General features: G+C 63.9%; 17 protein-coding genes and 1 pseudogene. 6 read left to right on the plus strand and 12 right to left on the minus strand.

The features are described 5' to 3' along the window. Both A0U87_RS07300 and A0U87_RS07305 read left to right on the plus strand, forming a co-directional pair. Positions 1-129, plus strand: a pseudogene (locus tag A0U87_RS07300) (IS5/IS1182 family transposase); the annotation flags it as partial. A gap of 481 nt (positions 130-610) precedes the next feature. Next, entirely contained in the window at positions 611-1,723 is a 1,113-nt protein-coding gene (locus A0U87_RS07305) for a DNA cytosine methyltransferase (RefSeq protein ID WP_206366585.1), read from the plus strand. On the opposite strand, the gene A0U87_RS07310 is transcribed toward A0U87_RS07305, so the two are convergent. The 3 genes from A0U87_RS07310 to A0U87_RS07320 all read right to left on the minus strand — a co-directional run bounded on the left by A0U87_RS07310 (position 1,712) and on the right by A0U87_RS07320 (position 6,610). After that, on the minus strand, positions 1,712-2,485 hold the full coding sequence (locus A0U87_RS07310; protein WP_137405395.1) for a hypothetical protein: 774 nt from the start codon (positions 2,483-2,485) through the stop codon (positions 1,712-1,714). The two genes, A0U87_RS07305 and A0U87_RS07310, sit on opposite strands and share 12 nt — an antisense overlap. 128 nt (positions 2,486-2,613) lie before the next feature. Further along, complete coding sequence (locus A0U87_RS07315; RefSeq protein ID WP_199909701.1) at positions 2,614-3,033, minus strand: helix-turn-helix transcriptional regulator; 420 nt, start codon at positions 3,031-3,033, stop codon at positions 2,614-2,616. Positions 3,034-3,529: 496 nt separating this feature from the next. Beyond that, positions 3,530-6,610, minus strand: a complete 3,081-nt coding sequence (locus A0U87_RS07320; protein WP_240700529.1) for a TonB-dependent receptor — start codon at positions 6,608-6,610, stop codon at positions 3,530-3,532. A gap of 193 nt (positions 6,611-6,803) precedes the next feature. On the opposite strand from A0U87_RS07320, the gene A0U87_RS07325 reads away from it, so the two are divergent. Both A0U87_RS07325 and A0U87_RS07330 read left to right on the plus strand, forming a co-directional pair. Continuing rightward, positions 6,804-8,723: a rhamnogalacturonan lyase gene (locus A0U87_RS07325; protein WP_276309029.1), complete on the plus strand. Its 1,920-nt coding sequence runs from the start codon at positions 6,804-6,806 to the stop codon at positions 8,721-8,723. A gap of 143 nt (positions 8,724-8,866) precedes the next feature. Continuing rightward, positions 8,867-11,962, plus strand: coding sequence for a DUF4982 domain-containing protein (locus A0U87_RS07330; RefSeq protein WP_137405397.1), 3,096 nt, complete (start codon positions 8,867-8,869; stop codon positions 11,960-11,962). A 257-nt stretch (positions 11,963-12,219) separates the two neighbouring features. Here the strand turns inward: A0U87_RS07330 and A0U87_RS07335 are convergent, their stop codons facing one another. From A0U87_RS07335 to A0U87_RS07350, 4 genes are all read right to left on the minus strand, one after another. Then, positions 12,220-13,845: a GMC family oxidoreductase gene (locus A0U87_RS07335; RefSeq protein ID WP_048937282.1), complete on the minus strand. Its 1,626-nt coding sequence runs from the start codon at positions 13,843-13,845 to the stop codon at positions 12,220-12,222. Further along, positions 13,846-14,610, minus strand: coding sequence for a hypothetical protein (locus A0U87_RS07340; protein WP_004211880.1), 765 nt, complete (start codon positions 14,608-14,610; stop codon positions 13,846-13,848). A gap of 3 nt (positions 14,611-14,613) precedes the next feature. Continuing rightward, positions 14,614-15,135, minus strand: a complete 522-nt coding sequence (locus A0U87_RS07345) for a sigma-70 family RNA polymerase sigma factor (protein WP_048937283.1) — start codon at positions 15,133-15,135, stop codon at positions 14,614-14,616. Positions 15,136-15,223: 88 nt separating this feature from the next. Continuing rightward, the gene (locus A0U87_RS07350; RefSeq protein WP_137405398.1) at positions 15,224-16,249 is read right to left on the minus strand and encodes an oxidoreductase; all 1,026 of its coding nucleotides are present in this window, start codon (positions 16,247-16,249) and stop codon (positions 15,224-15,226) included. A gap of 113 nt (positions 16,250-16,362) precedes the next feature. Between A0U87_RS07350 and A0U87_RS07355 the strand changes: the two genes are divergently transcribed. Both A0U87_RS07355 and A0U87_RS07360 read left to right on the plus strand, forming a co-directional pair. Next, positions 16,363-16,872, plus strand: a complete 510-nt coding sequence (locus tag A0U87_RS07355; protein ID WP_048937284.1) for a hypothetical protein — start codon at positions 16,363-16,365, stop codon at positions 16,870-16,872. Positions 16,873-16,892: 20 nt separating this feature from the next. Beyond that, positions 16,893-17,957, plus strand: coding sequence for a Gfo/Idh/MocA family oxidoreductase (locus tag A0U87_RS07360; protein ID WP_137405399.1), 1,065 nt, complete (start codon positions 16,893-16,895; stop codon positions 17,955-17,957). A 123-nt stretch (positions 17,958-18,080) separates the two neighbouring features. Here the strand turns inward: A0U87_RS07360 and A0U87_RS07365 are convergent, their stop codons facing one another. The 5 genes from A0U87_RS07365 to glgB form a co-directional block, all read right to left on the minus strand. Continuing rightward, positions 18,081-18,713 carry a PaaI family thioesterase gene (locus A0U87_RS07365; protein ID WP_048937286.1) on the minus strand — a complete coding sequence of 211 codons (633 nt, stop codon included), beginning with the start codon at positions 18,711-18,713 and terminating at the stop codon, positions 18,081-18,083. A 97-nt stretch (positions 18,714-18,810) separates the two neighbouring features. Then, the gene (glgX, locus tag A0U87_RS07370) at positions 18,811-20,715 is read right to left on the minus strand and encodes a glycogen debranching protein GlgX (protein ID WP_048937287.1); all 1,905 of its coding nucleotides are present in this window, start codon (positions 20,713-20,715) and stop codon (positions 18,811-18,813) included. Next, positions 20,712-22,163, minus strand: coding sequence for a glycogen synthase GlgA (glgA, locus tag A0U87_RS07375; protein ID WP_137405400.1), 1,452 nt, complete (start codon positions 22,161-22,163; stop codon positions 20,712-20,714). Before glgA ends, glgX begins: the two co-directional genes overlap by 4 nt. An 8-nt stretch (positions 22,164-22,171) precedes the next feature. After that, positions 22,172-23,431, minus strand: coding sequence for a glucose-1-phosphate adenylyltransferase (gene glgC, locus A0U87_RS07380; RefSeq protein WP_048937289.1), 1,260 nt, complete (start codon positions 23,429-23,431; stop codon positions 22,172-22,174). 48 nt (positions 23,432-23,479) lie between these two features. Next, a complete protein-coding gene (gene glgB, locus A0U87_RS07385) occupies positions 23,480-25,654 on the minus strand; it encodes a 1,4-alpha-glucan branching protein GlgB (RefSeq protein ID WP_048937290.1) in 2,175 nt (724 codons plus the stop codon). Positions 25,655-25,674 lie beyond the last annotated feature (20 nt).

Genomic DNA, 25,674 nt, shown 5'->3' on the forward strand with positions numbered 1-25,674 from the left:
GAACGAACCTTCGCATGGCTCAATCGAAATCGACGCTTGGCAAAGGACTTCGAGCGAACCATCAAATCCGCAACTGCACTTCTATATGCCGCTGCTGCTGTCGTCCTCATCAGGCGCATCGCTCGTTACGCACGAGATTCAAGACAGGCTCTTAGGATGGAACTTGCAGTGGGATCAATTCTGCATGGCCATCCCCAGCGTGGGCATCACGACGCTGCGCGTGTCCAGATTTGTGCGACTGTGCTTGTATGTCGAAATAAATCATTGTGGCGCATTCATATCTCGGTCAAGCAAGGGTGCAGCTAAGTACCTGAATTGAAATATAAATACGCCACAACTTTCGCTCTTTTAATCAGTAGGTCGCTGGTTCGAACCCAGCTGGACTCACCATTTTAACCCTTATAAAACATCATCTTGATGGCACTTATGCCGCCGTAGCGCGCGACATCTTCCATCTGAGTACCCAATAGGCACCGAAAAAGTCGGAGCAATGGGATGCATCATTCGTGTCTGTTGTGATAATTTTCCATCAACGGCGCTTTCATCGTTCCCGAATTGTTCGCCTTCGGTATAGATGGTGGAAGCTTACCGCCGTTTGTGAGGTAGGGAATTGAAGTTCGTTGATCTGTTTTCGTGCGGTGGCGGAATATCCACTGGATTTGCCCGCACGGGGCGCTTCACGCCGATCGGTGCCGTGGACCTTGAGGTAGCTAAGCCCAGCCATCCAGTCGGCGCGACTGCCTGCAACGATACCTACGAGGCGAACCTAGGGCTCCGGCCCCTCTCTGCTGACCTTGCGGTTATTTCTCCTGAAGACGTCGCCGCCCACTTTGGGTTTAAGCCGAACGATGTTGACCTGCTCATTTCCTGTGCGCCCTGTACTGGCTTCAGCCAGAAGCAATCGCGCAACCATGCCCGCGATGATTCCCGCAACCACCTCGTCGAGCGCACGGCTGTCTATGCGGAGGCGTGGAAGCCGAAATATGTGGTGGTCGAGAACGTCAAGGAATTGCTTCGTGGACGACACAAACACCACTATCAGGGCCTTCATCGTCGGTTGACAGAACTTGGGTACGACGTCTTTGCCGAGGTGCACGATCTCAAACATCTGGGCCTTCCGCAGAGTCGTATTCGCTCCCTGATCGTTGCAAAATTGGGCGGTCGCTTCGAGTGGCACGTTCCGGAACGGCAATCGTTCGCGACTGTAAGGGACGCAATCGGCCACCTGCCTGCCGTTCAGGCGGGAGAGCAGCACCCTGACGACCCGATGCATGTGTCTCCTCGTATGACGGATGGGTCCATGGCGCGGATGCAGGCCATCCCGAAGGATGGGGGGAGTTGGACCGACATTCCAGAGAAACTGGCTCATTTGCGCATTCCGAGCATGAACTCGAAAAAGCCTGGGTCATTCCCCGACATTTACGGTAGGCTTGCATGGGACCGGCAGGCGCCGACGGTGACCCGCGAGTGCAGCCACCCCGGCAACGGCCGCTACTCTCATCCCGAGCAGGACAGGCTCCTTACAGTGAGGGAGACGGCTCTAATCCAAGGCTTCCCTGCCGATTACCAGTTCAAGGGAAGCTTGTCGTTCAAGTACCGACAGATCGGAGATGCTGTGCCGCCGGTGGTGGCGGGCCAGATAGCACGCGCAATCCTTGCTGACATCGATGGGGAATTGGAGGCGACTTCACAGGCTAGCGGTCAGTTGTCTCTATCTGTCTAACCGGGACGGCCTAGCTCCCACCACGCATGCAGCGGGCATAGTTCCGTATCTAAGCCTGAGATTGTGATTTTCTCGACTGCCGTCAAGGACAAGCCTGAACGCTTTTCGGCCGTTCAATCTGACTTCTGCGCTAGTACCACCGGCTTTTGTAATCTTCCCAAAATCTTTTGCCTCCAGGTTTGCCACCGCAGCCAAGACATCTTTCGGGATTTCCCGAAGATCATAACGGACCCGTTCCTCGTTGCCGTAGCTCCGAAGCATGAAAATTCGCTCATATTCTTGGAGATGCGAGAGAATGCGTTCTTTCACCTGTTCGGGAGCATCTTCAGGACCGTTCAGGTCTCTAATCCACCGGGCCTCCATCAACTTTGAAATCGTGATCGACTTGGGATTTAAGCCCTTGGCGGCTTCAGTTTTAAGCGAGAAAAAGCGAGCATCGACTTCAAGATCAGCGCCTCGGTGGACCATGCTATCCGTTCGCTTCGCATCATGGCCGGTGCGTTTAAAGGATTGTTCGAGTATGTGTTCGAAGTTCTCCTTTTTCAGTGCCACTCCGCTTGATGCATGATGCGCGGCAAGACGAGTAGAAAAATATTCGAATGCATCTTCATCGAGAAAATCATTACGGATGTGCTCGCTAATTTGCTCCTCCGCAAATTTGGCAATGATGTCCGTAAGGACTTCAACTTGGATGGGGGAAAGTGATCGAAGGGCATTGACTGCCTGCTCAATATCTTGCCGTTTTGCATTCTCGTCTGGCATGAATTTTCCAAATTATTGAGTTCAGGAAACTATTGTGAGCCAGAGCCTGTCGGTCAAGGTCCGCACGAGCGTATTCCAGGGCTTCTCTTCCAGGCTAACGTCAGAGTTTGATTGAGACAGACGGCCACTTAGCCCACTGTGCCTTGATCCAGCAGTGCGCTCGGGTGGCAACCGAGAACAGCTGCTAATCTGCCGACGATGGCGCCAGATGGGTTGCTGCGGCCCGCCTCGATGCCGCGCAGATAGGTCTTCAGAGCCCGCGCCAACGTTATGCCTGTCTCGGCCGGCCCCTCCGTCGGGTCTACGCCGGATTGTATCTGCGACATCAACGTCTTCGCCCGGTTACGAGCTTCGCGCAATCCGATCCGGTCGCAGCGGTCGATCTTGACCCGCACCGTCCTGACGTGACGCACGTCGCCCTGAACGGCATAGCAGCGCGCTGTCTTGTGGCATATGACCATCAGGCCTTTGACCTGCTCGTCCCGGAAGATTCCGGAGGCGAGAGGCAGGTCCCTGATGCGGGCTTCGGTGAGATTGCGTATGACCAAGCGACATTCCTTTTCAAGCACAGCGCCGAGCACCGAACGGCCGCTATCCTTCACTGCCGTCGACTGACGCCGAATGACTGAATGTCGCGGTTTTACGTGCCCGCGAGCCGCCCGATGACCATAATTGACCTCGAATGGCGCGATGTAGCGGGGCTTTCAATCAGTAGGTCGCTGGCTCGAACCCAGCTGCCCCCCCAACATCGCGACAGCAACCGATCCCTGTGTATCCTTGCCGATCAAGCGCGCGCATCCACGCCATTTCTGCGCACGGCGCACAACTGTCGTGCCGACAAACGACAGGACAGGACGCGCCCGGATGATATCGAGCGGGCGACGCGCCCGCTGCCAATATCCGGGGCGCACACCGCGGTTTTCGAAAAGCGGGCGCGTCACCTTCCCATGACCCGACCTGCCCCGTCGCGCCCACCCGCAAAAGAAAACGCGGCCCCGGAACATGCCCGGAACCGCGTCTTTGCCCTTCCCCAAGGGAATGGGATCAGAACTTGCCCTGGATACCGACGAAGAAGCGCTGACCGGGATAGGCCATCTCCACCGGCATATCGCTGTTGATATAGAGTTTGGTGGATTCCTTGGTCAGGTTCTGCGCTTCCAGGAAGACACTGAAATGATATTGCGGGAAGCGCAGCGTGATCTTGCCGTCCAGATAGCCTTCACCCTTGCGATAGAGCGGGTTATTGCCGTTATTGGCATCAATCACCGTCTGCATCCACTTGGAGCGATAATTGTAGCTCAGGCGGAAATTGAGCCAATCCTTGTCGTAGAAGAAGCTGGCATTATAAGTATATTTCGACATGCCGGGATATTCTTTGAGTTCCGCCCCGGTCGCACTGTTGGTGAGGTTGGTCCGCAACGCCCGCGAATAGCTGAAATTCGCGCTAGCCCCGAAACCATCGAACGGCTTGGGCAGGAAGGTGAAGGCAGTCTGCGCATTCGCCTCGATGCCGTCGAGCAGCGCACCAAAGCCATTGACCGGCTGGCGCACCGTATAGCTGGAGCCGTCGTTGAACAGGTCCACGCCGCTGCGGGTCACATTGGGAATGACGAAGCTGGATTCATATTTCTTCCAATAGCCCAGGCTCAGCATCGTGTCGGCGTTGGGATACCAGGCCAGGTTCACTTCCCACTGGTCTGCGCGATAGGGCTTGAGCGCCGGATTACCCGCTGTGCAGGTATCGTCCGTGCCCGTGATGGTGATGTCATCCAAGCAATTGATGTTGGGCACCAGGTCGGTCGGGCGCGGTCGCGCCAAATTCTTGGCCCAGTTGGCCCGCAGGAACAGGTCGCGCGCCAGTTCCAGATTGGCGTTGAAGGCCGGCATGATGTCCGTGTAACTGTTGCTGATCGTCACCGATTGCGCCGCCAGCACGACCGTTTCCGTGCCGCCCGTCGGGGTGAAGCGGGTCACACGGCTGACATTGGTGCCGGTCCCTTCATCCTTGGTATGCATCCAGCGCACGCCGGCATTGCCGGTCAGGCGCATGCCGAAAATCTGGGTATCGATATCCGCCATGACATAACCCGCCAGCACGGTTTCGTCGATCTTGGCGCTGGGCACCTGCGGGAAACCATCGGCGAAGCGGACCAGATCATGATCGAAGCCCGAAAGATCGTAGAATTTCCCCAGTTCCTCGGCATCGAAATTGGGGAAGGCGAGCCCCGTGGGCAGGCCAGCCGGCGCGCCCTTCAGGCCGGAAAAGAGCGGCGCGCCACCCGTGGTGCCGCCAATCGCGCCGATCAGCGCGGTATATTGGGCGGGCGTCATATACCAGGTATTGCCGTTGCGCGTCTGGGTCGGATTGGCAACGATATTGGTAGTGTAGGAGACATTCGCCGACGACTGATAGGTCATCGTCGTCGGATTCAGCAGGACCGAACCACCACCCTGATAGTTCAGGAATTTTTGTTTGCGCCCCTGGGCACCAAATTCGATCTTGCTGACGATCGGGTGATCAATTTCCCAATCGACGTCGATCTTGAACTGATCTTCGGTATTGTTGAACTCACCCGGACGATATTGCAGGCCGGGGCCATAGACCGGCAGCACCTGGCCATTGGCGCCGGTGCGGGTGAAGTCGGCATAGACCGCCGGATCGGCCGGGTCGAAATTGGATGGGAAGCTGAAGACCGGCAGCCCCTGGTCATTGTTGCGGTCGATGGTGATGCCCGACACGCTGGTGCCCAGCGAAATGAGGTTGGTCTGCTGATCGGTATGGGCGGTCGCATGCGATCCCATCACGTCGATCTTCAACCGGCTATTGGGTTCCCAGGTAAAGCCGCCCGAGAAATATTTGCTGTCCTGGTCATAATCGAAGTCGCGGCGCTGCACGCCGATGATGTTCGCCGCACCATTCCAGTTGGGGTTGGTTGCGGTGCCGATGTTGACGGCGTCAAGCGCGGTGGTGAGGCCGGTGACGACATGGTTCCCGTTGACCGTCGAAGTGCCCAGTTGGACCCGGCGACGCGACGTGCCGCCGCCCGCGCCGGCTGCCAGCTGCGGATCGAGGTTGAAGCGCTCGATGCGGCCCAAATCCACCGAATAGTTGGTGTCCTGCAGCTTCTGGTTGCGCAGATTGACCTGGCCGTTGACATAGGCGCGGAAATTGGGCGCCACCTGATATTGCAATGTGACATCGGCCGAGATGCGCTTGTCATTACGCACCAATTGGCGATAGCGCGGCACGGTCGGCGCCCAGTCGAAGAACTGGGTTTCGCACGCCAGCCGGTTGGCGGTGGCGGCCCCGGTGGTCGCACCACCGACGCCAGCGCAGCTCTCATATGTATTATAGTTGCTGTAGAGCGGGTTAGCGACCGTCTTATCGGTCGAATGATCGAAATCGGCCAGCCGCTGCCAATTAGTGTTGCTGATATAATCCTGGCGTGTGTCGACGTCGCTATAGGTAGCGTTGACCAGGATGCCCAGGCCATCGATCAGGGATTTGGGCGCACCGGCAAAGAAGGTCAGGCGCGGCTTCCAGCTTTCCGTAAGATCCAGATGCTGGCCCGACGCGACCATCGAGATCAGTGGATCCTTCAGTTCCAGCGGTTTGCGCGTTTCGACGCGCACCGTGCCGCCAATGCCGCCTTCGGTCAGGTCGACAGCATAGCCCTTGTAGACGTCGATCGACTTGACCAGTTCGGCCGCGATTTCGCGGAAGTCGCCGGCGCGCGAACCGAGCGCGCTGACCTGGCTGACACCGTTGATCTCGACGCGGTTGAGGTCGGGCTCGACGCCACGGATCGAAATCTGGTTGCCCTCGCCAAATTCGCGGCTCAGCTGGACGCCGGTGATGCGGGCGAGCGAGTCACCGATATTCTTGTCGGGGAAGCTGGCGATATCATCGGCGACGATCGAGTCGACGACGGTGTTCGCTTCCTTCTTGCGGTTGATCGCCGATTGCAGCGAGGCACGGGTGCCGACGACGACGATATCGGCGGCCGAAACGGCGCCTTCCTTCTTTTCGCCTTCGTCATTTGTCTGAGCAATGGCTGAAGCCGACATCAGCATGACGCCCGCCATGGCGAGGGCAGAGGCGCCCTTCAGCGTCCGGCGAACCATTGCGATGTTTGAAAAATTTCGTGCACTTTCAGTGGTATGCTCGCGCATAGCCGATCCCCTCTCTCCCAGAACACCCATGACCGACTCCGTTTCCCCACGGTCGTCGAATCAGTTTCTAGACGGAGAGTTACTGAACCTATATGTGGGATGCAATTCTAATATTTGGATCAGTAGTGATCCAGAGGGGAGATTGATGCAAATGCGCACCACTATTCGGGCCTTTACCATGATGCTCGGGCTGGCGACTTCGACCATGGCACTAGCAACTGGCCCCACCGCCCGAATAGCGGCCGAACGACTTGATCGTGGCGCGGTAGCGCTACCAACACAAGGCGGCGGCATGCTTATTACATGGCGTCTACTGACCGATGATCCCGCCACCATCCGCTTCCGCCTGCTGCGCGACGGCAAGCCGATCCATGACAGCCGCGTCGGCGAAGCCACCGCCTTCGTCGACAGGAAGGGCAGCACGACCAGCCGCTATGCGGTGCAGCGGATCGGCGACAAGGGCGCCCCCTCCCCCGCCATGATGTGGGACAAATCCTATCTCTCCATCCCCCTCACGCCCCCCGCCGACGGCGTCACCCCGGCCGGCGAGTCGTTCAGCTACACCGCCAATGATGCCAGCGCGGCCGATCTGGACGGCGACGGCCGTTACGAGATCATCCTGAAATGGGATCCGACCAACAGCCATGACAATAGCCAGGGCGGCTATAGCGGCTCGGTCTTCCTCGACGCCTATCGGCTCGACGGCACGCGGCTATGGCGCATCGACCTTGGCCGCAACATCCGCGCCGGCGCCCATTATACCCAGTTCCTGGCCTTCGACTTCGATGGCGACGGTCGCGCCGAAGTGGCGATGAAGACCGCCGACGGCACGATCGACGGCATCGGCACGGTGATCGGCGACGCGAAGGCCGACTGGCGCGGCCATGATGGCGAAGTGCCGCAGCGCGACCGCACCGGCGCCAAAGTCCTTGCCGATGGCACCAAGGTCGCGCCGATGCAGGGCCGCATCGTCAAGGGGCCGGAATATCTGACCGTCTTCGACGGCCTCACTGGCAAGGCACTGGCCACCGCCCCCTATGATCCGCCGCGCTATCCCGGCGGCAATCCCACGACCGAGCAGCTGACCGAAAGCTGGGGCGATGGCTATGCCAACCGGTCCGACCGGTTCCTGGCCGGTGTCGCCTATCTCGACGGCCATCTGCCCTCGATGGTCTTTGGTCGCGGCTATTATGCCCGCACCGCGATCGCCGCCTGGGACTGGCGCGACGGCAAGCTGACCCAGCGCTGGCTGTTCGACAGCAGCCAGCCGGGCAAGGGCGACTATGCCGGGCGCGGCAATCACCAGCTTTCGATCGCCGATGTCGATGGCGACGGCCGCGACGAGGTGATCTACGGCTCGATGGCGGTCGACGACGATGGCAAGGGGCTGTGGACCCAGCCGCTCTTCCACGGCGACACCATGCATGTCAGCGATCTCGACCCCGCCCGCCCCGGCCTCGAAAAATTCGGTGTGTTCGAGGATCAGCGCCAGAATGGCATGATCGGCTCCGCCCTTCTCGACGCGCGCACCGGCCAGATGCTCTGGTCCACCCCGGCCGAAAAGGATACCGGCCGCGGCGTCGCCGCCGATATCGATCCGCGCCACTGGGGCGCCGAGTTCTGGAATTCCAGTTCGGCCGAACTGTTCGACGTCGCCGGCAAGCCGATCGGCCCGCGCCCGCGCCAGATGAACTTCGCCATCTGGTGGGATGGCGACCTGCTGCGCGAACTGCTCGACAAGACGACCATTTCCAAATGGGACTGGGAAAATGGCAAGGAAATCCCCCTGCTCTCGCCCGAGGGCCTGTCGTCCAACAACGGCACCAAGGCGACACCAGCGCTGCAGGCGGACCTGATCGGCGACTGGCGCGAGGAAGTGGTATGGCGCAGCGCCGACAATCGCGAACTGCGCATCTACACCACCCCCTATCCGACCACGCACCGCTTCGTCACGCTGATGCAGGATCCGGTCTATCGCCTCGGCGTCGCCTGGCAGAACACCGCCTATAACCAGCCGCCGCACACCAGCTTCTATCTGGGCGCCGGCAAGCAGGGCGAACGCTGACCCTCGATCGGGTGGGCGGCGCCACACACGCCCCACCTGACTGACCAATATATGGATCACATATCCATTTTTAGGGATATCTATTGACCCCTCGCCCGGCATCGCCCAAAGTGGCCTGACCAATATTCGGAGAGGGCAAGGGCATGAAGCGGAAATCGGCTGTCGGCGCGCGGGTGCGTCAGTTGCGGGGTGGCCTGGCCCTGCTGGCGCTGGCGCCGCTCCTGCCCGCGCTCCCCGCCGCCGCCCATGACGCCTCCACCGTCACCGCCTCGCCGCGCCAGACCTATAATCTCAATCCCGGCTGGCTGATGACCACCGGCGATCAGGCCGGCGCACAGCAGCCCGGCTTTGACGACAAGGGATGGCAGAACGTCACCCTGCCCAACGCCTTCAACGAGACGCAGGCCTTCGCCCGCGATATCAAGGCGCTGTCCACCGGCATCATCTGGTATCGCAAGCACATCACCCTCCCCGCCGATGCGGCGCGCGGCAAGGCCTTCCTGGAATTTGAAGGCGTGCGCCAGGCCGCCGAAATCTGGGTCAATGGCCGCTCGGTCGCGCTGTCCGAACATGGCGTGATGGCCTTCGGCGCCGACATTACCGCCGCACTCAAGCCCGGCGACAATGTCATTGCCGTGCGCGTCGACAATGACTGGAAATACAAGGAACGCGCCACTGGCAGCGGCTTCCAGTGGAACAATGACAATTTCAACGTCAATTATGGCGGCATTACCAAGAATGTCCGGCTCCACCTGACCGGGCCAGTCTATCAGACGCTGCCGCTCTATTCGACGCTCGGCACCACCGGCCAATATGTCTGGGCCGATGGTTTCGACATCGCCGGCCGCCGCGCCAATATCCATGCCGAAAGCCAGGTCCGCAACGACAGCGCCGCCGCTCGCGCCCTGTCGCTGCGCGTCGAAATCCGCGATCCCGCCGGCCGCCGCGTCGCCCGGTTCGACAGCGCCGCCACCTCGATCGCGCCCGGCCAGAGCGCTACCCTCGCCGCCGCCGCGCCGGTCGCCGACCTCCATTATTGGAGCTGGGGCTATGGCTATCTCTACACCGTCACGACCAGCCTGATGGACAAGGGCAAGGTGATCGACAGCGTCGACACGAAGACCGGCTTCCGCCAGACCCGCTTCGGCGATGGCAAGGTCGACCTCAACGGCCGCACCATCATGGTCCATGGCTATGCCCAGCGCACCTCCAACGAATGGCCCGCCGTCGGCACCTCCATCCCGCCCTGGATCAGCGACTTTTCCAACGCGCTGATGGTGGAGAGCGGCGGCAATCTGGTCCGCTGGATGCACGTCACCCCGTTAAAGCAGGACATCGAATCCGCCGACCGCGTCGGCCTGATGCAGGCGATGCCGGCGGGCGACGCCGAAAGCGACGTCACCGGCCGCCGCTGGGACCAGCGCAAGGAAGTGATGCGCGACGCGATCATCTATAATCGCAACAATCCCTCGATCCTCTTCTACGAAAGCGGGAACGAGAATATCAGCGAAGCGCATATGGCGGAGATGAAGGCGATCCGCGACCTCTACGATCCCCATGGCGGCCGCGCCATCGGATCGCGCGAAATGCTGGACAGCAAAGTCGCCGAATATGGCGGCGAGATGATGTATATCAACAAGAGCGCGAAGCATCCGATGTGGTCGATGGAATATAGCCGCGACGAAGCCGCCCGCGCCTATCAGGACAATTTCACCCCGCCCTTCCACAAGGATGCGCCCGCCTATAATCGCAACCAGGACAGCCACGCCATCGAGGATGTGAAGCGCTGGAACGACTATTATGTCATGCGGCCGGGCACCGGCACCCGCGTCAGTTCCGGCGGCGTCAACATCATCTGGTCGGACAGCAACACCCATTATCGCGGCGACAATAATTACCGCCGCTCGGGTGAGGTCGACGCCGTGCGCATCCCCAAGCAGGGCTTTTTCGCGCATCAGGTGATGTGGAACGACTGGGTCGACAGCGTCACTCCCGCTACCCACATTATCGGCCACTGGAACTACGCCCCCGGCACGGTCAAGGACATGGCCGTCGTGTCCAATGGGAATAGCGTCGAACTGTTCCTCAACGGCCGCTCGCTCGGCAAGGGCCAGCGCAGCGACAGCTTCCTCTTCAGCTGGAAGGCTATCGCCTTCGCCCCCGGCACGCTGCGCGCCGTCGCCACCCACGCCGATGGCAAGACGTCGGAATATAGCCTCTCCACCACCGGCCCGGCGGTCGCGCTCAAACTCACCCCCCATGTCTCGCCGCGCGGCTTCGTCATGGACGGTGCCGACATCGCGCTGGTCGATGTCGAGGCGGTCGATGCGCAGGGCCGCCGCGTGCCGGTGGACGCCAGCAAGGTCCATTTCGATCTCAAGGGGCCGGCGCTCTGGCGCGGCGGCATTGCCCAGGGCGACAGTCAGGGCAAGGTCCGCGCCGGCCAGACCGAAGGTGAAGCGGTGGTAACCAAGGCGCATGGCGCGGACGGCACCACCTCCTATGCCGGCACCGCGCGCGAGGAGGATAATTATATCCTCTCACCCGACCTGCCGCTGGAGGGCGGGGTTAACCGCGTCCTGATCCGCGCGGGCACCAAGGCCGGCATCGTATCGCTCACCGCGACCGCGCCGGGCCTCAAGGCCGCCAGCCTGTCGATCCAGACCAAGCTGCCCGCCGCCACCAAGGGCGGGCTCTCCACCGATTTCGCCGACGCCTTCCAGCCCGGCAGCCTGGTGCGCGGCCCGACGCCCGCCACTCCCAGCTTCACGCAGCATCGCACAACCTTCGTTGCGCAGGATATCCGCGCCGGGTCAGGACAGGCCGATGCCGGCGCCACCGTCGACGACAATGAACTCACCCGCTGGGCGAGCGACGGCAAGCCGGACAATGGCTGGATCGAATATCGCTTCGCCACGCCGGTGCGCCTCAGCGAAATCGACCTGAAACTGGTCGGCTGGCGCTCGCGCGCCTATCCGCTCGAACTGACGATCGACGGCAAGAGCGTCTGGCGCGGCGAGACCGAACGGCAGCTCGGCTACACCACGCTGCGTTTCCCCGCCACGACCGGCCAGTCATTGCGCATCCGCCAGACCGGCCCGGTGCAGGACAAGGACGCCTTCGGCAAGGTGGTGGAACTGGCCAGCGCCCGCCAGGCCGGCGACACCGGCGCCGACGCCGTCCCGCCCGGCTGGCACCTCGGCATCGTCGAAGCCGAATTCCACGGCCCGGTCGACTGACGCCCTCTGCCCGCAGCACCCACATCCGTTCGTTTCGAGCCTGTCGAGAAACGACCAGAAGCGGACGTTTCCTACTCCCCTCCCTTGCAGGGAGGGGCCGGGGGTGGGTGCGCCGCGTAGCGGCGGTCTACGGTCGATAGGGCAGAAGCTCGCTACGCTCGCTATGCTCGCAACCCACCCCAATCCCTCCCTGCAAGGGAGGGGCTATGTCTTGTTCCCACCGCATCGCCGCCATTCGACGAACCTCAAAGCGCGCGCTACGACGCCTTGGCCAGTCCCGGCACCCGTACCGGCTGCGCCACTGGCCGGTTAAGCACGACCGATAGCCGATCGGCCGTGCGCAGCGCCAGCGCGGCGATGGTCAGCGTCGGATTGGCCCAGCTCGACGTCGGGAAGGTCGAAGAGCCCACGACATAGAGATTGGCCTGGCCATGCACGCGCCCGTCGGCATCCACCACGCCTTGGCGCGGGTCGGTCGCCATGCGGGTCGTGCCCATATGATGATAGCCGCCGATCGCGTGGGACGAGATGAGCGGATCGTTGCGCCACAGCTCGCCCGGCTCGTCCAGCCAGTCGGCGCGCTCGACCCGGCCCATGCCCAGCCGTTTGAGTTCACGGCCCAGGCCATCGACCAATCCCGTCACGCTATGCTTGTCGATCGCCGACAGCCGCCAGTCCAGCGCCACGCGCGGCACGCCCAGCGCGTCGCGCTCCTTCGTCAGCAGCACCCGGCTATCGGGATTGGGCGCCTGTTCGGCCCGCACCAGCAGCGCGATTTCCAGCTTGCGCGCCTTGTGCAACAGCCAGGGGCGGAGCGGATCGACATGGCGCTGGGCCCAGGTCGCCGCCTTCTTCGTCATCATCCACATCCGCCGGCCACTGCGGGTCGGCGACATGTCATGCTTGAGCGAACCATAGGCGCGCATGCCCCAGAATTGCGACGCCCGCGCCGGTTGCCGCCCGACGATGGTGAGCGAGCTGTTGAGCAGCCCCTCGCGCCGCTGCAGATCGGCAGAGGGCGTGATGAGCGCTGCCATGTCATGGCCGCCGATCCGGTGCCGCCGGCCGAAGGCCTTGAGCAGTGGCCAGGCCTTGGCATCGACGATCCGCCCGCCGCGCGCATGGGGATGTTCCATGAAGTTGCGGCCGACCTGGTCGCGCTCATTGCCGATGTTCGACGCCAGCAGCAGCCGGGCATTCTCGATCCCGCCCGCCGCCAGCACGAAGGCGCGCGCCTCGACATGCAGATGCGCGCCGGCCAGCGCCTTCGCCTCGATCCGGCTGATCGCGCCATCCTTCGTAACGATCCGCGTGACGCTGGCATGGGTGATGATCTCGCAGCGCGGATGATCGCGCAGATCCTGGCACGCGTCGAAGGTGAAGCGGTTGAAGCGCGGATCGAAATTCCACACCGGCATGTGCAGTTCCGACCGATCGAACCCCGGCAGCGGCACGCCATGGGCGCTCAGCGCGTCGGCACTGGCCGGCTCGTCGCCAATCTCGAATATGCCGCGCGCCTGGCCATAATAGTCCTGCAGTTCGTTCCAGGACAGCGGCCAGCCTGATCCCGCCACCCAGTCGCGGCGCTGGAGGTCGATCGGGTCCAACGTAGCACAGCGCCCGCCCCAGATCGCCGTCGTGCCGCCAAAGAAGCGCAGCCGCGCATCGTCCAGATCATAATAGGCCTGGCCGACATTCTTGCCGGCGTTGAGGTCGGCGGTTTCCCGCTCATAGTCCAGCCCGCCGCTTTCCAGCAGCAGCACCTGATGCCCGGCCGCCAGCAGCCGGCGCGCGGTGGTGATGCCGGCCGCGCCCGCGCCGATGACGCAGACATCTGCCTGCCGGCGCAGCGCGCCGGTCTGTTGCGAGAGATCAATGCTCATTCATGCGTCCTGATTATTGGCCAGATCGGCCGCGTGCTTCTGCAGGAAATCCTGGGATTCCACGCCGGTCAGCACATAGACGGTGCCCTTGCGGGCCCAGTAGGCGATGGTCTCGCCGTCGACGACCTGGGTGCGCGGCGTTTCCGGCAGGCCGGTGACAGCCCGCGCCGCGAACAGCGATACCGGCGCCTTTTCGCCCGCATCGATCACCAGTTGCAGGCTCGGCCCATAGTCCGACGGGAAGAGCTGCACATCCAGCACCCGCCAGCCCGCCGGCAGTACCGGCACGTTGATATGGGTGGCCGACCGGACATCGGCCGGGTCGAAATGCGGGATTTCGGGCTGCGACTTCATGTGCGACCGCACCAGCGCGGTCTTGTGCGACATCAAGGCCTCCTCGATGAACACCGGCATCGCCTGCGCCGTCGGCGCCACGCCCATGTTCAGCTTGCCCACGCCCAGCGCCACCGCGGCAACGATGCCCGCCGCCATCGCCAGCCCGCCGCTCAACCGGCGAAACAGGCGGCTGCGGTGCAGCGCGCCTTCCACCTTGCGGGCGCTGTCATGCAAGCGTTGCGGCACCGGCTGCTCGTCGCGCTCCGCCAGTGCCCGCATCGCGTCGCGCACCGACAGATCGGCCAGCACGCGCGCGGCCACATCGGGATTGCGCACCAGATAATCGGCCACTTCCAGCCGCCCCATGGCGTCGAGCTGGTCGTCGACATAGGCGTGCAGTTCGCATTCGGTGATGGTGAGTTCCGCCATGGCTCAATCCCTCACGATGCGCAGATGGCCGGGGCGCACGGCTGGCGCCCCCTCCTCCAGTGCGCGCAGCTTCGCGCGGGCGCGGGACAGGCGCGAAATCAGCGTGCCGATGGGAATGCCGATCGCGTCGGCCGCATCCTGATAGGAAAGCCCCTCGACCGCGACGAGATGCAGCACGGCCTGCTGCTCCTCCGGCAGGGCGGTCAGCGCCGCCTCGATCTGGTGCAGTCGCACCATCTGCTCCTGCGCCGGCGCCGCTACCGGCTCGGCCTGCGCCACGGCGTCGGCGCGGAACCGTTCGCGCACGGCCGCCCGTCGCGTGCCGCTGACGAAGACATTATGCAGGATGGAAAACAGCCAGACGCGCAGTGGCCGGCCGCGCTGATAGCTGTCGGCATTGGCATAGGCGCGCACCAGCGCATCCTGGACCAGGTCTTCGGCATCGCTTTCATTGCCGGTCAGTCGACGGGCGTAGCGCATCAGCGCGGGCAGCAGGTCGACGACCTTGGGCGACGTGGGTTTCATACGTCACTTACGCCTCAGTGGCGGCTTTAATCCCCTTTGCTACCAAATTATTTCCAGACCATGTATCGGGGCTTTCCCCGACCGGGGATCAGGGTCGGATTTCGCGCCTTTCCGCGCTGCTGCGCAGGCCTGCTTCCAATATTTCCATCACCGCGATCGCCTCGTTCGCCGGCACCGGATTGGCGCCCTCGCCCCGGATCGCATCGGCCAGCGCCTGCCAGAACAGCCGGTAATCGCCACGTTCATTCATAACCATATGGCTATCGCCCGCCGCATCGGTCAGATGGCCCGGCTGCGGATCGACGCCCCAGTCCGCCCCCTCGGGCCGCTGCCCCGCGACCGTCGCCGCCTCCTGCCCGTCGGTCCCATTCTTGATCCAGCTGCCGCCCGTGCCATGGACGACGAAGCGCAAACCATGCGCCGCCGCCTGCTTGGTCGCATGCAGCAGCACGCGATGGCGCGGATAGCGCAGCGTCACATGGAAATAATCGGGCGACACCGCCCCTTCGCGCAGAGCGGCAATGTCCGCGCTCACCCCTTCGGGCTTGCCGAACAGGCACAGCGCCTGGTCGATCAGGTGCGGCTCCAGATCCTGCCAGATGCCCGCCGCCCGCGCATCCTTCCAGGTCGTCGCCGGGGTCGGCCGCCAGCGGTCGAAATGGCTTTCGAACTGGATGATCTCGCCCAGCCGTCCCTCGGCGATCAACCGGCGCAAGGTGCGGAAATCCGCGTCCCAGCGCCGGTTCTGGAAGATCGCCAGCAACCTGCCCGCGCCTTCCGCCTCGGCCGCGACCCGGCGCGCATCGGCTAGGCTTGTGGCGAAGGGCTTGTCCACCAGCACATGCTTGCCCGCCCGCAGCGCCGCGATCGCATGGTCGGCATGCAGTTCGTCCGGGCTGCACACGATCACCAGATCGATCCCCGGCAATGTCAGCAGCGCATCGACATCGGGCACCACCTGCATGCCCGGCAGGCCGGCATGGACCTTGGCCGGATCGCGCGAGACCACCGCGCGCAGCGCCATGCCCGGCGTCGCCAGCACATAGGGCGCGTGGAACGCCCGCCCGCCAAGCCCATAGCCGATCAGGCCCACGCCGATTTCCTGCATCATCATCGTCCCATATCGCCGGGGCGGATCAGGGCGTACGCGCCTTGCTCCATAAAGATAGCATATACTATCTTCATACCGAATCCCGCGAACGGGATCATGCCGAGAGGATAGCGCCCATGTTGTTGCGCCGACCATCGCCGCTTGTCGACCCGGCATCGGGCGTGCTGCGCGCCGAACATTTCCAGATCGCCTATGCGACCAACGATATCGACCGGGCGCAGGCGATCCTGGCTGACCGCTATGGCATCGGCACCTTTCGTCGGCTCGAAGGACCGCTGGCGGCCGGCGGCCAGATCCGCGTCGAACTGGCCTGGGTCGGTCCGGTCATGTATGAATTGCTGACCGCCTCCGGGCCGGGATCGGACATCTACATGAACCGGCTCGCCCCCGGCGATGTTTTCCAGATGCGCCATCATCATCTGGGCTACCTGATCCACGACGCCGCGCAGTGGCAGGCCCTGCTCGCCCGCGCGCAAGCCGACGGCCTGCCCGTCCCCCATGTCCGCCATAATCCGGGCTTCATGGACAGCTGTTTCGTCGATGCGCCGGAGCTTGGCCATTATCTCGAATATATTTTCCCGACCCAGGCCGGGATCGACTTCTTCGCCGCCGTCCCCGCCACCTGACCCGCCCGAAAGGATCAACCATGTCCCCTGCCCCCCGCGCGATCGTCGTCGGCACCGGCTTTGGCTGTCGCATCCATGTCCCCGCACTGCGCGCTGCCGGGTTCGAGGTGGCAGGCCTCATCGGCACCGATCCGGACCGCACCCGCCGCCGCGCCGATGCTGTCAACATCGCTGACATCTTCACGGATCTCAGCGAAGCGATCGACCGCACCGGCGCGGTCGCGGTGACGATCGCCACGCCCCCCGCCAGCCATGCCGCGCTTGCCCTGACCGCGATCGGGCGCGGCTGCCATATCCTTTGCGAAAAACCGATGGCCGCCGACCTGGCCGAGGCCCGCGCGATGCTGGCGGCGGCGGAACAGGCGGGCGTCACGCATCTGATCGGCAACGAGTTTCGCTGGGCGCCCGATCGCGCGATGATCGGCCGCGCCATCGCCAACGGGCTGATCGGCGATCCGCGCTATGTGACCCTGTCCAGCGTCCTGCCGATCGTCGCCGATCCCGCTGCCCGCATGCCGCGCTGGTGGTTCGATGCCGGCGCCGGCGGCGGCTGGCTCGGCGCCCATGGCTCGCATCTGGTCGACCAGTTGCGCGTCTGGTTGGGCGAGGTCGACAGCCTCAGCGCCACCCTGCCCACCGTGTCGGACCGCCCGGCCGACGCGGCGGAGGACAGCTATGTCGTCCGCTTCGGCATGAAGAATGGCGCTCAAGGCGTACTTCAACACAGCGCCGGCGTCTGGGGTCCATCCGAAAATATCAGCCGCGTCGCCGGCACCCATGGCACGCTCTGGGTCGACAAGGGGGTGGTGAAGATCGCCGACCGGGATGGCGTGCGCGACCTGCCGGTCGATGCCGACCTTGGCCTGCCGCCGATCGAAACCGACGACCCACGCAAGGCGGCGATACTGTTCGAACTCGCCCCCTTCATCCGCCTGTGCGAAGCGCTACGCGCCGGCGTCGAAGGGCGGCCCATGCCCGATGGCGTCCCGGTCCCGACCTTCCATGATGGCGTCGCGGCGATGGCGCTACTCGACGCCATCCGCCAGTCCGCCGCGCAGGATGGCGCGCTCGTCACATTGTCCTGAAAAGAGAGAAGGCCCGTCGACGGGGGGATGTCGACGGGCCCGATCTGCGAGACCGCCCGAGCGGGGGGGGAAGTGCGGCGGCCTCATGCAACAGAACGGGCCAATGCGGCGATGGTTCCCGCCTTATTGCTGATGCGGCAGCAATTCGATGAACAGCCCCTCGGCGTCGGCACACAGCAGATCGCCGTCACGCAGTTCGCCACGCACGAAACGCTTGCGCCCCTCGACCTTGGTGACCCAGGCGCTCACCTGCAATTCCTTGTCGATCGGCGTGATCGCCCGATAATTGACATGCAGATAGGCGGTGCGCGCCATGCGCTGCGCGTTCATGTTCGCCGGCAGCCCCAATATTTCGTCGAACAGCAAAGCCACCGCCCCGCCATGGGCGGCATAGTTGGCGCCCAGATGGAAGGCGCCAAAGGTGACGCGGGCATGGAGCGAATCATCGCCCATCTGATCGGGGATGAAGGCCGGCGCAAACACCTGGCCATGGCCCGGCGCGTCGCGCACCCGGCCGAACATGCGATGCGCCTCGTCCGCCACCATCGGCGTCAGACGCTGCGTCCAGGCGGCCAGGTCCGCGTCCAGCGCCTGCGCCGTAGCGTCGTCCAGCTTGGCCGCCGCGACATGATCCAGGAAGTCGCGCAGCCGGTCGATCATCGCGCCATAGGGCGTATCGCCCGTCAGCCAGCGCCCGCCCAGCAGATCCCGCTCCTCGTCCGATCCCGGTCCTGCCGCCGATCCTGCTTCCGTCATCTGTCGTCCTGCTCCCTTTGCCCCCTGCTTAGCCATGCTTTGGCGGGCGAAGGAAGCCCCCGATCGGCGGGCAGGATGGCGGCTGGATCGCCGCGCATCAATCGGGCGCGGTCGCGCCTTCCGGGATAACGCTACGGCGTTGCGGCATCACGCTGCGCCCCGGCACCATCAGGGGACCGCCAGGCGTCTCGAAAAGAAAATCCTCCTCCGCGCCATTGATGCACAGGCTGAGGCCCGACGCCCGGAAATGCAGCACCAGCCGCCGCCGCGCGGGGTCTTCCCATTGGGCAACGGTCAGCGGCTGCCCGCCCTCGTCCAGCCAGACGACATCGCCCTCGCCCAGCAGCGCCACGTCGGTTAGCTCGGCACAATTCCGCCGCCACTGGCCCAGCGCAAAGGCATGCGCCTCGATCTCCCGGTCGCGCGCGTCCCACTCGATCCAACTGATGCCATTATCCTGCGCATAGGCGTTGTTGTTGCCCATCTGGCTGCGCCCGAACTCGTCGCCCGCCGTCAGCATGATCGTCCCGCGCGAGCAGAAGAGGGTGGAGAGCAGCGCCTTGATGTCGCGCCGCCGCGCCGCGTTCACCGCCGGATCGTCGCTCACCCCCTCCACGCCGTTGTTCCAGCTGAAATTCTCGCCATGGCCATCGCGATTGTCCTCGCCATTGGCGAGGTTATGCTTGTCCGCATAGGCGGTGCAGTCGGCCAAAGTGAAGCCGTCATGGGCGGCGAGGAAATTGACGCTGCGGGTGATGCCATCGAACAGGTCCGACGATCCCGCCAACCGCGTGGCGAAGGCGCCGATCGTACCGGCGTCGCCCCGCCAGAAACGCCGCATATCGTCGCGATAGCGGTCATTCCATTCCAGCCAGGGTGGCCCGAACCGGCCCAGTTGATAGCCCCCCGGCCCGATATCCCATGGCTCGGCAATCAGGATGCGGTCGCCCAGCACCGGATCGGCGCGCATCTCCGCCAACAGCGGCGCATCAGGATCGAACCCGTCCGCGAGCCGCCCCAGCGCTGGCGCCAGATCGAAACGGAAGCCGTCGACCCCCGCCTGCACCACGAAATGGCGCAGCGATTCCAGGATCATCCGGCGCACCATCGGCTGGTTGCAATCCACGCTGTTGCCGGTGCCGGTATCGTTGATCAGCCGTCCGTCCGCCTCGTGCCGGAAATAGGCGCGGGCATCGAGGCCGCGCAGCGACAAGGTCGGCCCCAACCTGTCGCTTTCGCCGTCATGATTATAGACCATGTCCATGATCACGCCGATCCCGGCGTCGTGCAGCGCCGCCACCGTATCGCGCAGTTCGGCAAGCCCGCCGGGCGCCAGCCGCGGATCGAGCGCGAAATAGCTGACCGGATTATAGCCCCAGGCATTGCGCAGGCCGAGCGGCGGCAAATGCCGCTCATCGATCCAGGCGTTGATCGGCATCAGCTCGACCGCGCCGACACCCAGCTTTTGGAGATGATCGATCACCACCGGATGGGCGAGTGCGGCGATCGTACCGCACTGCGCCTCGGGAATGTCGGGATGCAACAGCGAGAAGCTGCGCACCTGCAATTCATAGATCAGCCCGCCCGGCTGGAAGCACGGCGGCTTCGGCGCAACCGGCGGCAACGGCGCGGCGACCACGCCCTTGGGCATCAGCGGCGCCGTGTCCTCCCCCTGCCCGCGCGGTGCGGCCAGCATCGGGTCGTGGACGAAGGCCCGGTCGATCGCCGGCGCATAGGGATCGAGCAGCAGCTTGTCGGGGTCAAACCACAGGCCATGATCGGGATCATAAGGGCCATCGGCGCGCAGGCCATAGCGGCGCCCGGCACCGACGCCCGGCGCATGGACCTGCCAGACACCCTCTCCCCCCCGCGCCATCGGCAGGCGGGTTTCCCGGTCGTCGGCATCGAACAGGCAGAGCCAGAGCTGCGTCGCCTCCGGCGCCCAGACGGCAAAGCGGGTTCCGCCGGCATCGATCACCGGCCCGAACCCGCCCGCGCTCATGCGGCTTCGCGCTCCAGCAGGCTGCGATAGAGGGCCGCGTAGCGCGCCGCGCTGTGCGTCCAGCTGAAATCGGCGCGCATGCCCGCGCGCTGCATCGCCTGCCAGGCCTCGGGCTCGCCATGCAGCCGCACCGTCCGCGCAATCGCGCCGTGCAGCGCCAGCGTATCGTCGCCGGCGAACAGGATGCCGGTCGCCACGGCCGCACTCACCGCCGCCTCATTGGCGTCGATCACCGTATCGGCCAGGCCGCCGACCCGCGCCACCACCGGCACGCAGCCATAGCGCAGGCCATAAAGCTGGGTCAGGCCGCATGGCTCGAACCGCGACGGGATCAGGATCGCGTCGCCGCCCGCCTGCAACAGATGCGACAGCGGCTCGTCATAGCCGATCTGCACGCCCACCCGGCCGCAATGCCGGTCCGCCGCCGCCAGAAAACCGCCTTCCAGCGCATGATCGCCCGATCCCAGCACCGCCAGCTTCGCGCCCAGCCCGACCAGATGGTCGATCGCGTTCATCATCAGGTCCATGCCCTTCTGCCAGGTCAGGCGGCTGATGATGACGAAGATCGGCGCATCGTCACGCTGCAGGCCGAAGCGCTTTTCCAGCGCCCGCCGGTTGGCGCTGCGTCCACTCAGAGCGCGCGCACTATAGCGCCGCGCGATCAGTTCATCCTCGGCCGGGTTCCAGATATCGGTATCGGCTCCGTTCAATATGCCGTGCAGCTTGTCGCTGCGCCCGTTGATCAGCCCGTCCAGCCCCATGCCATGGACCGGCGAGCGGATTTCCTCGGCATAGGTCGGGCTGACCGTGGTGATCGCATCGGCCGACACCAGCCCCGCCTTCAGGAAACCGGTGCCGCCATAATATTCGACGCCATCCATGCCCCAGGCTTCGGCCGGCAGGCCCAGCTGGGCAAAAATCTCCGGTCCGAACCGCCCCTGAAAGGCCAGGTTATGGATGGTGACGACGCGCGGCACGGCATGGGCCGGGCCAAAGCGCATATAGGCCGCCGTCATCGCCGCCTGCCAGTCATGGACATGGACGATATCGGGCACCCAGCCCTTCACGCCCTCCGCCGCAATGTCCGCCCCGACCCGCGCCAACGCGGCAAAGCGCCGCCAATTGTCGCCCCAGTCATTGCCGCCATGGTCGCCATAGGGCCCGCCCTCGCGCGCATAGAAATCGGGTGCATCCAGCACCAGCAGGTCGAGGTCACCGACCTTCCCCGCCAGCACCGTCGCCGGGGCGCCGAACAGCTTGTCATAGCGGCGCACCGCCTTGGCCTTGCCCAGCTTCGACAGGACCGACGGATAGCCGGGCACCAGCGTCCGGGTCTCGACATCATGGCCGGCCAGCGCGCCGGGCAGCGCGCCGACGACATCGGCCAGCCCCCCGGTCTTGATCAGCGGATAGATTTCGGACGCAACCGACAGAAGCTTCATCTTCATCCTTCGTTTCAGGCCACCAGCCGATCGATCATCGGCTGCGTCACCAGGCATATGCCGCTGTCGGTGCGACGGAAATGCTGCGCGTCAAAGGCCGGGTCTTCGCCGATGATCAGGCCCGGCGGGATGCTGATCCCGGAATCGACCACGCATTTGTGCAGCCGCGCGCCCCGCCCGATCACGCAATTGGGCATGATGACGCTCTCTGTGATGGACGAGAAGCTGTGGGTGCGCACCTCGGAAAAGAGCAGGCTGCGATGCAGCGAGGAGCCCGACACGATGCAGCCGCCCGCCACCAGCGAACTGGTCGCCGATCCGCGCCGTCCATCCTCGTTATGGACGAACTTGGCCGGCGGCGTGACCTCCGAATAGGTCCAGAGCGGCCAGCTGCGGTCGTAAAGGTCCAGGCTCGGAACCACGTCGGTCAGGTCGATATTGGCCTGCCAATAGGCGTCGATCGTGCCGACATCGCGCCAATAGGGCACCAGTTCGCTTTCCGCCCGCACACAGCTGCTGGAGAAGCGATGCGCCACCGCCTTGCCGTGCTTGACGATATAAGGGATGATGTCGCCGCCGAAATCGCGTCTGCTGTCCTTGTCGTCGGCATCGCGCAACAATTGCTCGATCAGGAAGCGGGTGCGGAAGACATAAATGCCCATCGATGCCAGCGCCATGTCGGGCTGACCGGGAATGGCGGGCGGATCCTTGGGCTTTTCGACAAAGGCGGTGATGACGTCCGCCTCGTCGACATGCATCACGCCAAAGCCGACCGCCTCCATCCGCGGCACCTCCAGACAGCCGACCGTGACATCCGCGCCACTGTCGACATGCTGTTGCAGCATCAGCTCATAGTCCATCTTGTAGACATGATCGCCAGCCAGGATGACCATATATTCCGGCGCATAGCTTTCGATGATGTCGATATTCTGGAACACCGCGTCGGCCGTGCCCTCATACCATTGGCTTTCGGAAATGCGCTGGCTGGCGGGCAATATGTCGAAGCTCTCGTTGCGCTCGGGCCGCAGGAAGTTCCAGCCGCGCTGCAAATGCCGGATCAGCGAATGGGCCTTATACTGGGTCGCGACGCCGATCCGGCGGATACCGCTGTTGAGCGCATTGGACAGCGCAAAGTCGATGATCCGCGCCTTGCCACCGAAATGCACAGCTGGCTTGGCCCGCCGGTCGGTCAGCTCGGCAAGGCGACTGCCGCGTCCGCCGGCCAGCACATAGGCCATGGCGTCGCGCGCGATCGGCTGATTGCGTTGTTGCATTAGGGCTCCTCTCTCATGCCCGCGACCGCCTGCACGCGTTCCTCGGTATCAATAGTCCAGTTCCAGCATCAAGGTTCCGAAGGGCGGGATGGTTATGTTCGCCCATCCGCTCTCATCGGCCTCGACCACGCCCATATTGCCGGCTCCGCTGCCGCCATATTCACACGCATCGCTATTGAGTATCTCGCGCCAGCGACCGCCCACGGGCAGCCGCATGCGATAGCCATGGCGCAGCACCGGCGTGAAATGGCTGACGACGACGATCGGCTTGTGGCCGGGCGCCCGTCGTTGCCAGGCAAAGACGCTGTCCGCTGCGCCGTCGACCAGCACCCATTCAAACCCTTCCGCCTCGCAATCGCGCGCATGCAATGCCGGCCGCGAGCGATAGAGACGGTTGAGGTCGCCGACCAGCATTTGCACGCCCTGATGGGGCGCATGATCGACCAGGTTCCAGTCGAGCGCCCGCTGCTCGCTCCACTCGGCGCGCTGGGCAAACTCCTGCCCCATGAACAGCAGCTTCTTGCCGGGATAGCCCCACATGAAGGCATAATAAGCCCGCAGCGTCGCGAATTTCTGCCAGTCGTCGCCCGCCATCTTGTGCAGCAGCGACGATTTGCCATGCACCACCTCGTCATGGCTCAGCGCCAGCACGAAATTCTCGCTGAAGGCGTAGAGCAAGCCGAAGGTGATGTCGTCATGATGATGCTGCCGATGCACCGGCTCGCGCGCCAGATAGCGCAGCGTGTCGTGCATGAAGCCCATATTCCATTTGAAACCGAAGCCGAGGCCACCCTGATGCACCGGCGCCGACACCTGCGGCCAGCTGGTCGATTCCTCGGCGATCGTCATCACGCCGGGCGAGTCCGCATAGAGCGCCTTGTTCATCCCCTGGAGGAAGGCCACCGCCTCCACATTCTCCCGCCCACCATGGTCGTTGGGGATCCATTCGCCGGGCTTGCGCGAATAATCGAGATAGAGCATCGAGGCGACCGCATCGACCCGCAGCCCGTCGACATGATAGCGCTCGGCCCAGAAGAGCGCATTGTTGGTCAGATATTCCGCCACCTCGCGCCGGCCGAAATTATAGATCGCCGTGTTCCAGTCCGGCTGGAAGCCCTTGCGCGGATCGGCATGTTCATAAAGCGCGGTGCCATCGAACCGGGCCAGACCATGCTCGTCGGTCGGGAAATGCGCCGGCACCCAATCGAGGAGGACACCTATCCCCGCTCGGTGCGCGCCATCTACGAAACGAGCAAAGCCCGCCGGATCGCCAAAGCGCGCGGTCGGCGCATAAAGGCCCAGCGTCTGGTAGCCCCAGCTTGGGTCATAGGGAAATTCGCTGATCGGCAGGAACTCGATATGGGTAAATCCCATGCCGACAACATAAGGGATCAGCCGCTCGGCCAGCGCGTCCCAGTGCAGGAAATCGCCATTTTCGTCGCGCTGCCACGATCCGGCATGCACTTCGTAGATGGAGATGGGCTGGCGCCGCGCATCGGCCTTCTGCCAATGGTCGCGGTGATCCGCATCGCCCCATATATGCGCGGGCGGACCGTTGACGATCGACGCGGTCGACGGGCGCAGTTCCGAGCGGAAGGCGAAGGGATCGGCCTTGAGCGGCAGCACCACGCCGTCCGGCCCGACAATCTCGAACTTGTAGGGCTGGCCGATGCCGACTTCGGGCAGGAAGATTTCCCACACGCCCGCATCCTGCCGGTGCCGCATCGCCGCGCGCCGCCCGTCCCAGCGATTGAAGTCGCCGACCACCGACACGCGCCGGGCATTGGGGGCCCAGACCGCGAAATGGGTGCCGGCAACCCCCTCATGCTCCATCGGATGCGCGCCCAACTTCTCGAACAGCCGCTTGTGCGATCCTTCGGCGAAATAATAATCGTCCATCGGCCCCAGCACCGGGCCAAAGCCATAGGGGTCGATCGTCGCATAGGTGCCGCCATCGGCATATTGCGCTTCATAGCGCAGCGGCTGGCGCTTGCGGATCTTGACCTTGCCCTCGAACAGTCCGGCCGGGTGGATCAGCGCCAGTTCGCCGACCGGCTTGCCATCCAGCGTCTGCGCGCTGACGCTGACGGCATCGGGCAACAGCACGCAGGCGGTAAAGCCGGTCTTGCCGCTGTCAGGATCGGCCGGATGCACGCCAAGCGTCGCGAAGGGATCGGCATCCCGCCCTTCGACCAGCCGGTCGATCTGCTCCGGCGTCAGCACGCTCCTATCTCCCGTCTCCG

Source organism: Sphingobium sp. MP9-4, from assembly GCF_005281675.1.
GTDB classification, from domain to species: Bacteria; Pseudomonadota; Alphaproteobacteria; order Sphingomonadales; family Sphingomonadaceae; genus Sphingobium; species Sphingobium yanoikuyae.

Coding starts and splice junctions, on each gene's coding strand:
- A0U87_RS07310 (WP_137405395.1), bottom strand. CDS start 2,485: ATGCCAGACGAGAATGCAAAACGGCAAGATATTGAGCAGGCAGTCAAT.
- A0U87_RS07320 (WP_240700529.1), bottom strand. CDS start 6,610: ATGGTTCGCCGGACGCTGAAGGGCGCCTCTGCCCTCGCCATGGCGGGC.
- A0U87_RS07325 (WP_276309029.1), top strand. CDS start 6,804: ATGCAAATGCGCACCACTATTCGGGCCTTTACCATGATGCTCGGGCTG.
- A0U87_RS07330 (WP_137405397.1), top strand. CDS start 8,867: ATGAAGCGGAAATCGGCTGTCGGCGCGCGGGTGCGTCAGTTGCGGGGT.
- A0U87_RS07335 (WP_048937282.1), bottom strand. CDS start 13,845: ATGAGCATTGATCTCTCGCAACAGACCGGCGCGCTGCGCCGGCAGGCA.
- A0U87_RS07340 (WP_004211880.1), bottom strand. CDS start 14,610: ATGGCGGAACTCACCATCACCGAATGCGAACTGCACGCCTATGTCGAC.
- A0U87_RS07345 (WP_048937283.1), bottom strand. CDS start 15,135: ATGAAACCCACGTCGCCCAAGGTCGTCGACCTGCTGCCCGCGCTGATG.
- A0U87_RS07350 (WP_137405398.1), bottom strand. CDS start 16,249: ATGATGATGCAGGAAATCGGCGTGGGCCTGATCGGCTATGGGCTTGGC.
- A0U87_RS07355 (WP_048937284.1), top strand. CDS start 16,363: ATGTTGTTGCGCCGACCATCGCCGCTTGTCGACCCGGCATCGGGCGTG.
- A0U87_RS07360 (WP_137405399.1), top strand. CDS start 16,893: ATGTCCCCTGCCCCCCGCGCGATCGTCGTCGGCACCGGCTTTGGCTGT.
- A0U87_RS07365 (WP_048937286.1), bottom strand. CDS start 18,713: ATGACGGAAGCAGGATCGGCGGCAGGACCGGGATCGGACGAGGAGCGG.
- glgX (WP_048937287.1), bottom strand. CDS start 20,715: ATGAGCGCGGGCGGGTTCGGGCCGGTGATCGATGCCGGCGGAACCCGC.
- glgA (WP_137405400.1), bottom strand. CDS start 22,163: ATGAAGATGAAGCTTCTGTCGGTTGCGTCCGAAATCTATCCGCTGATC.
- glgC (WP_048937289.1), bottom strand. CDS start 23,431: ATGCAACAACGCAATCAGCCGATCGCGCGCGACGCCATGGCCTATGTG.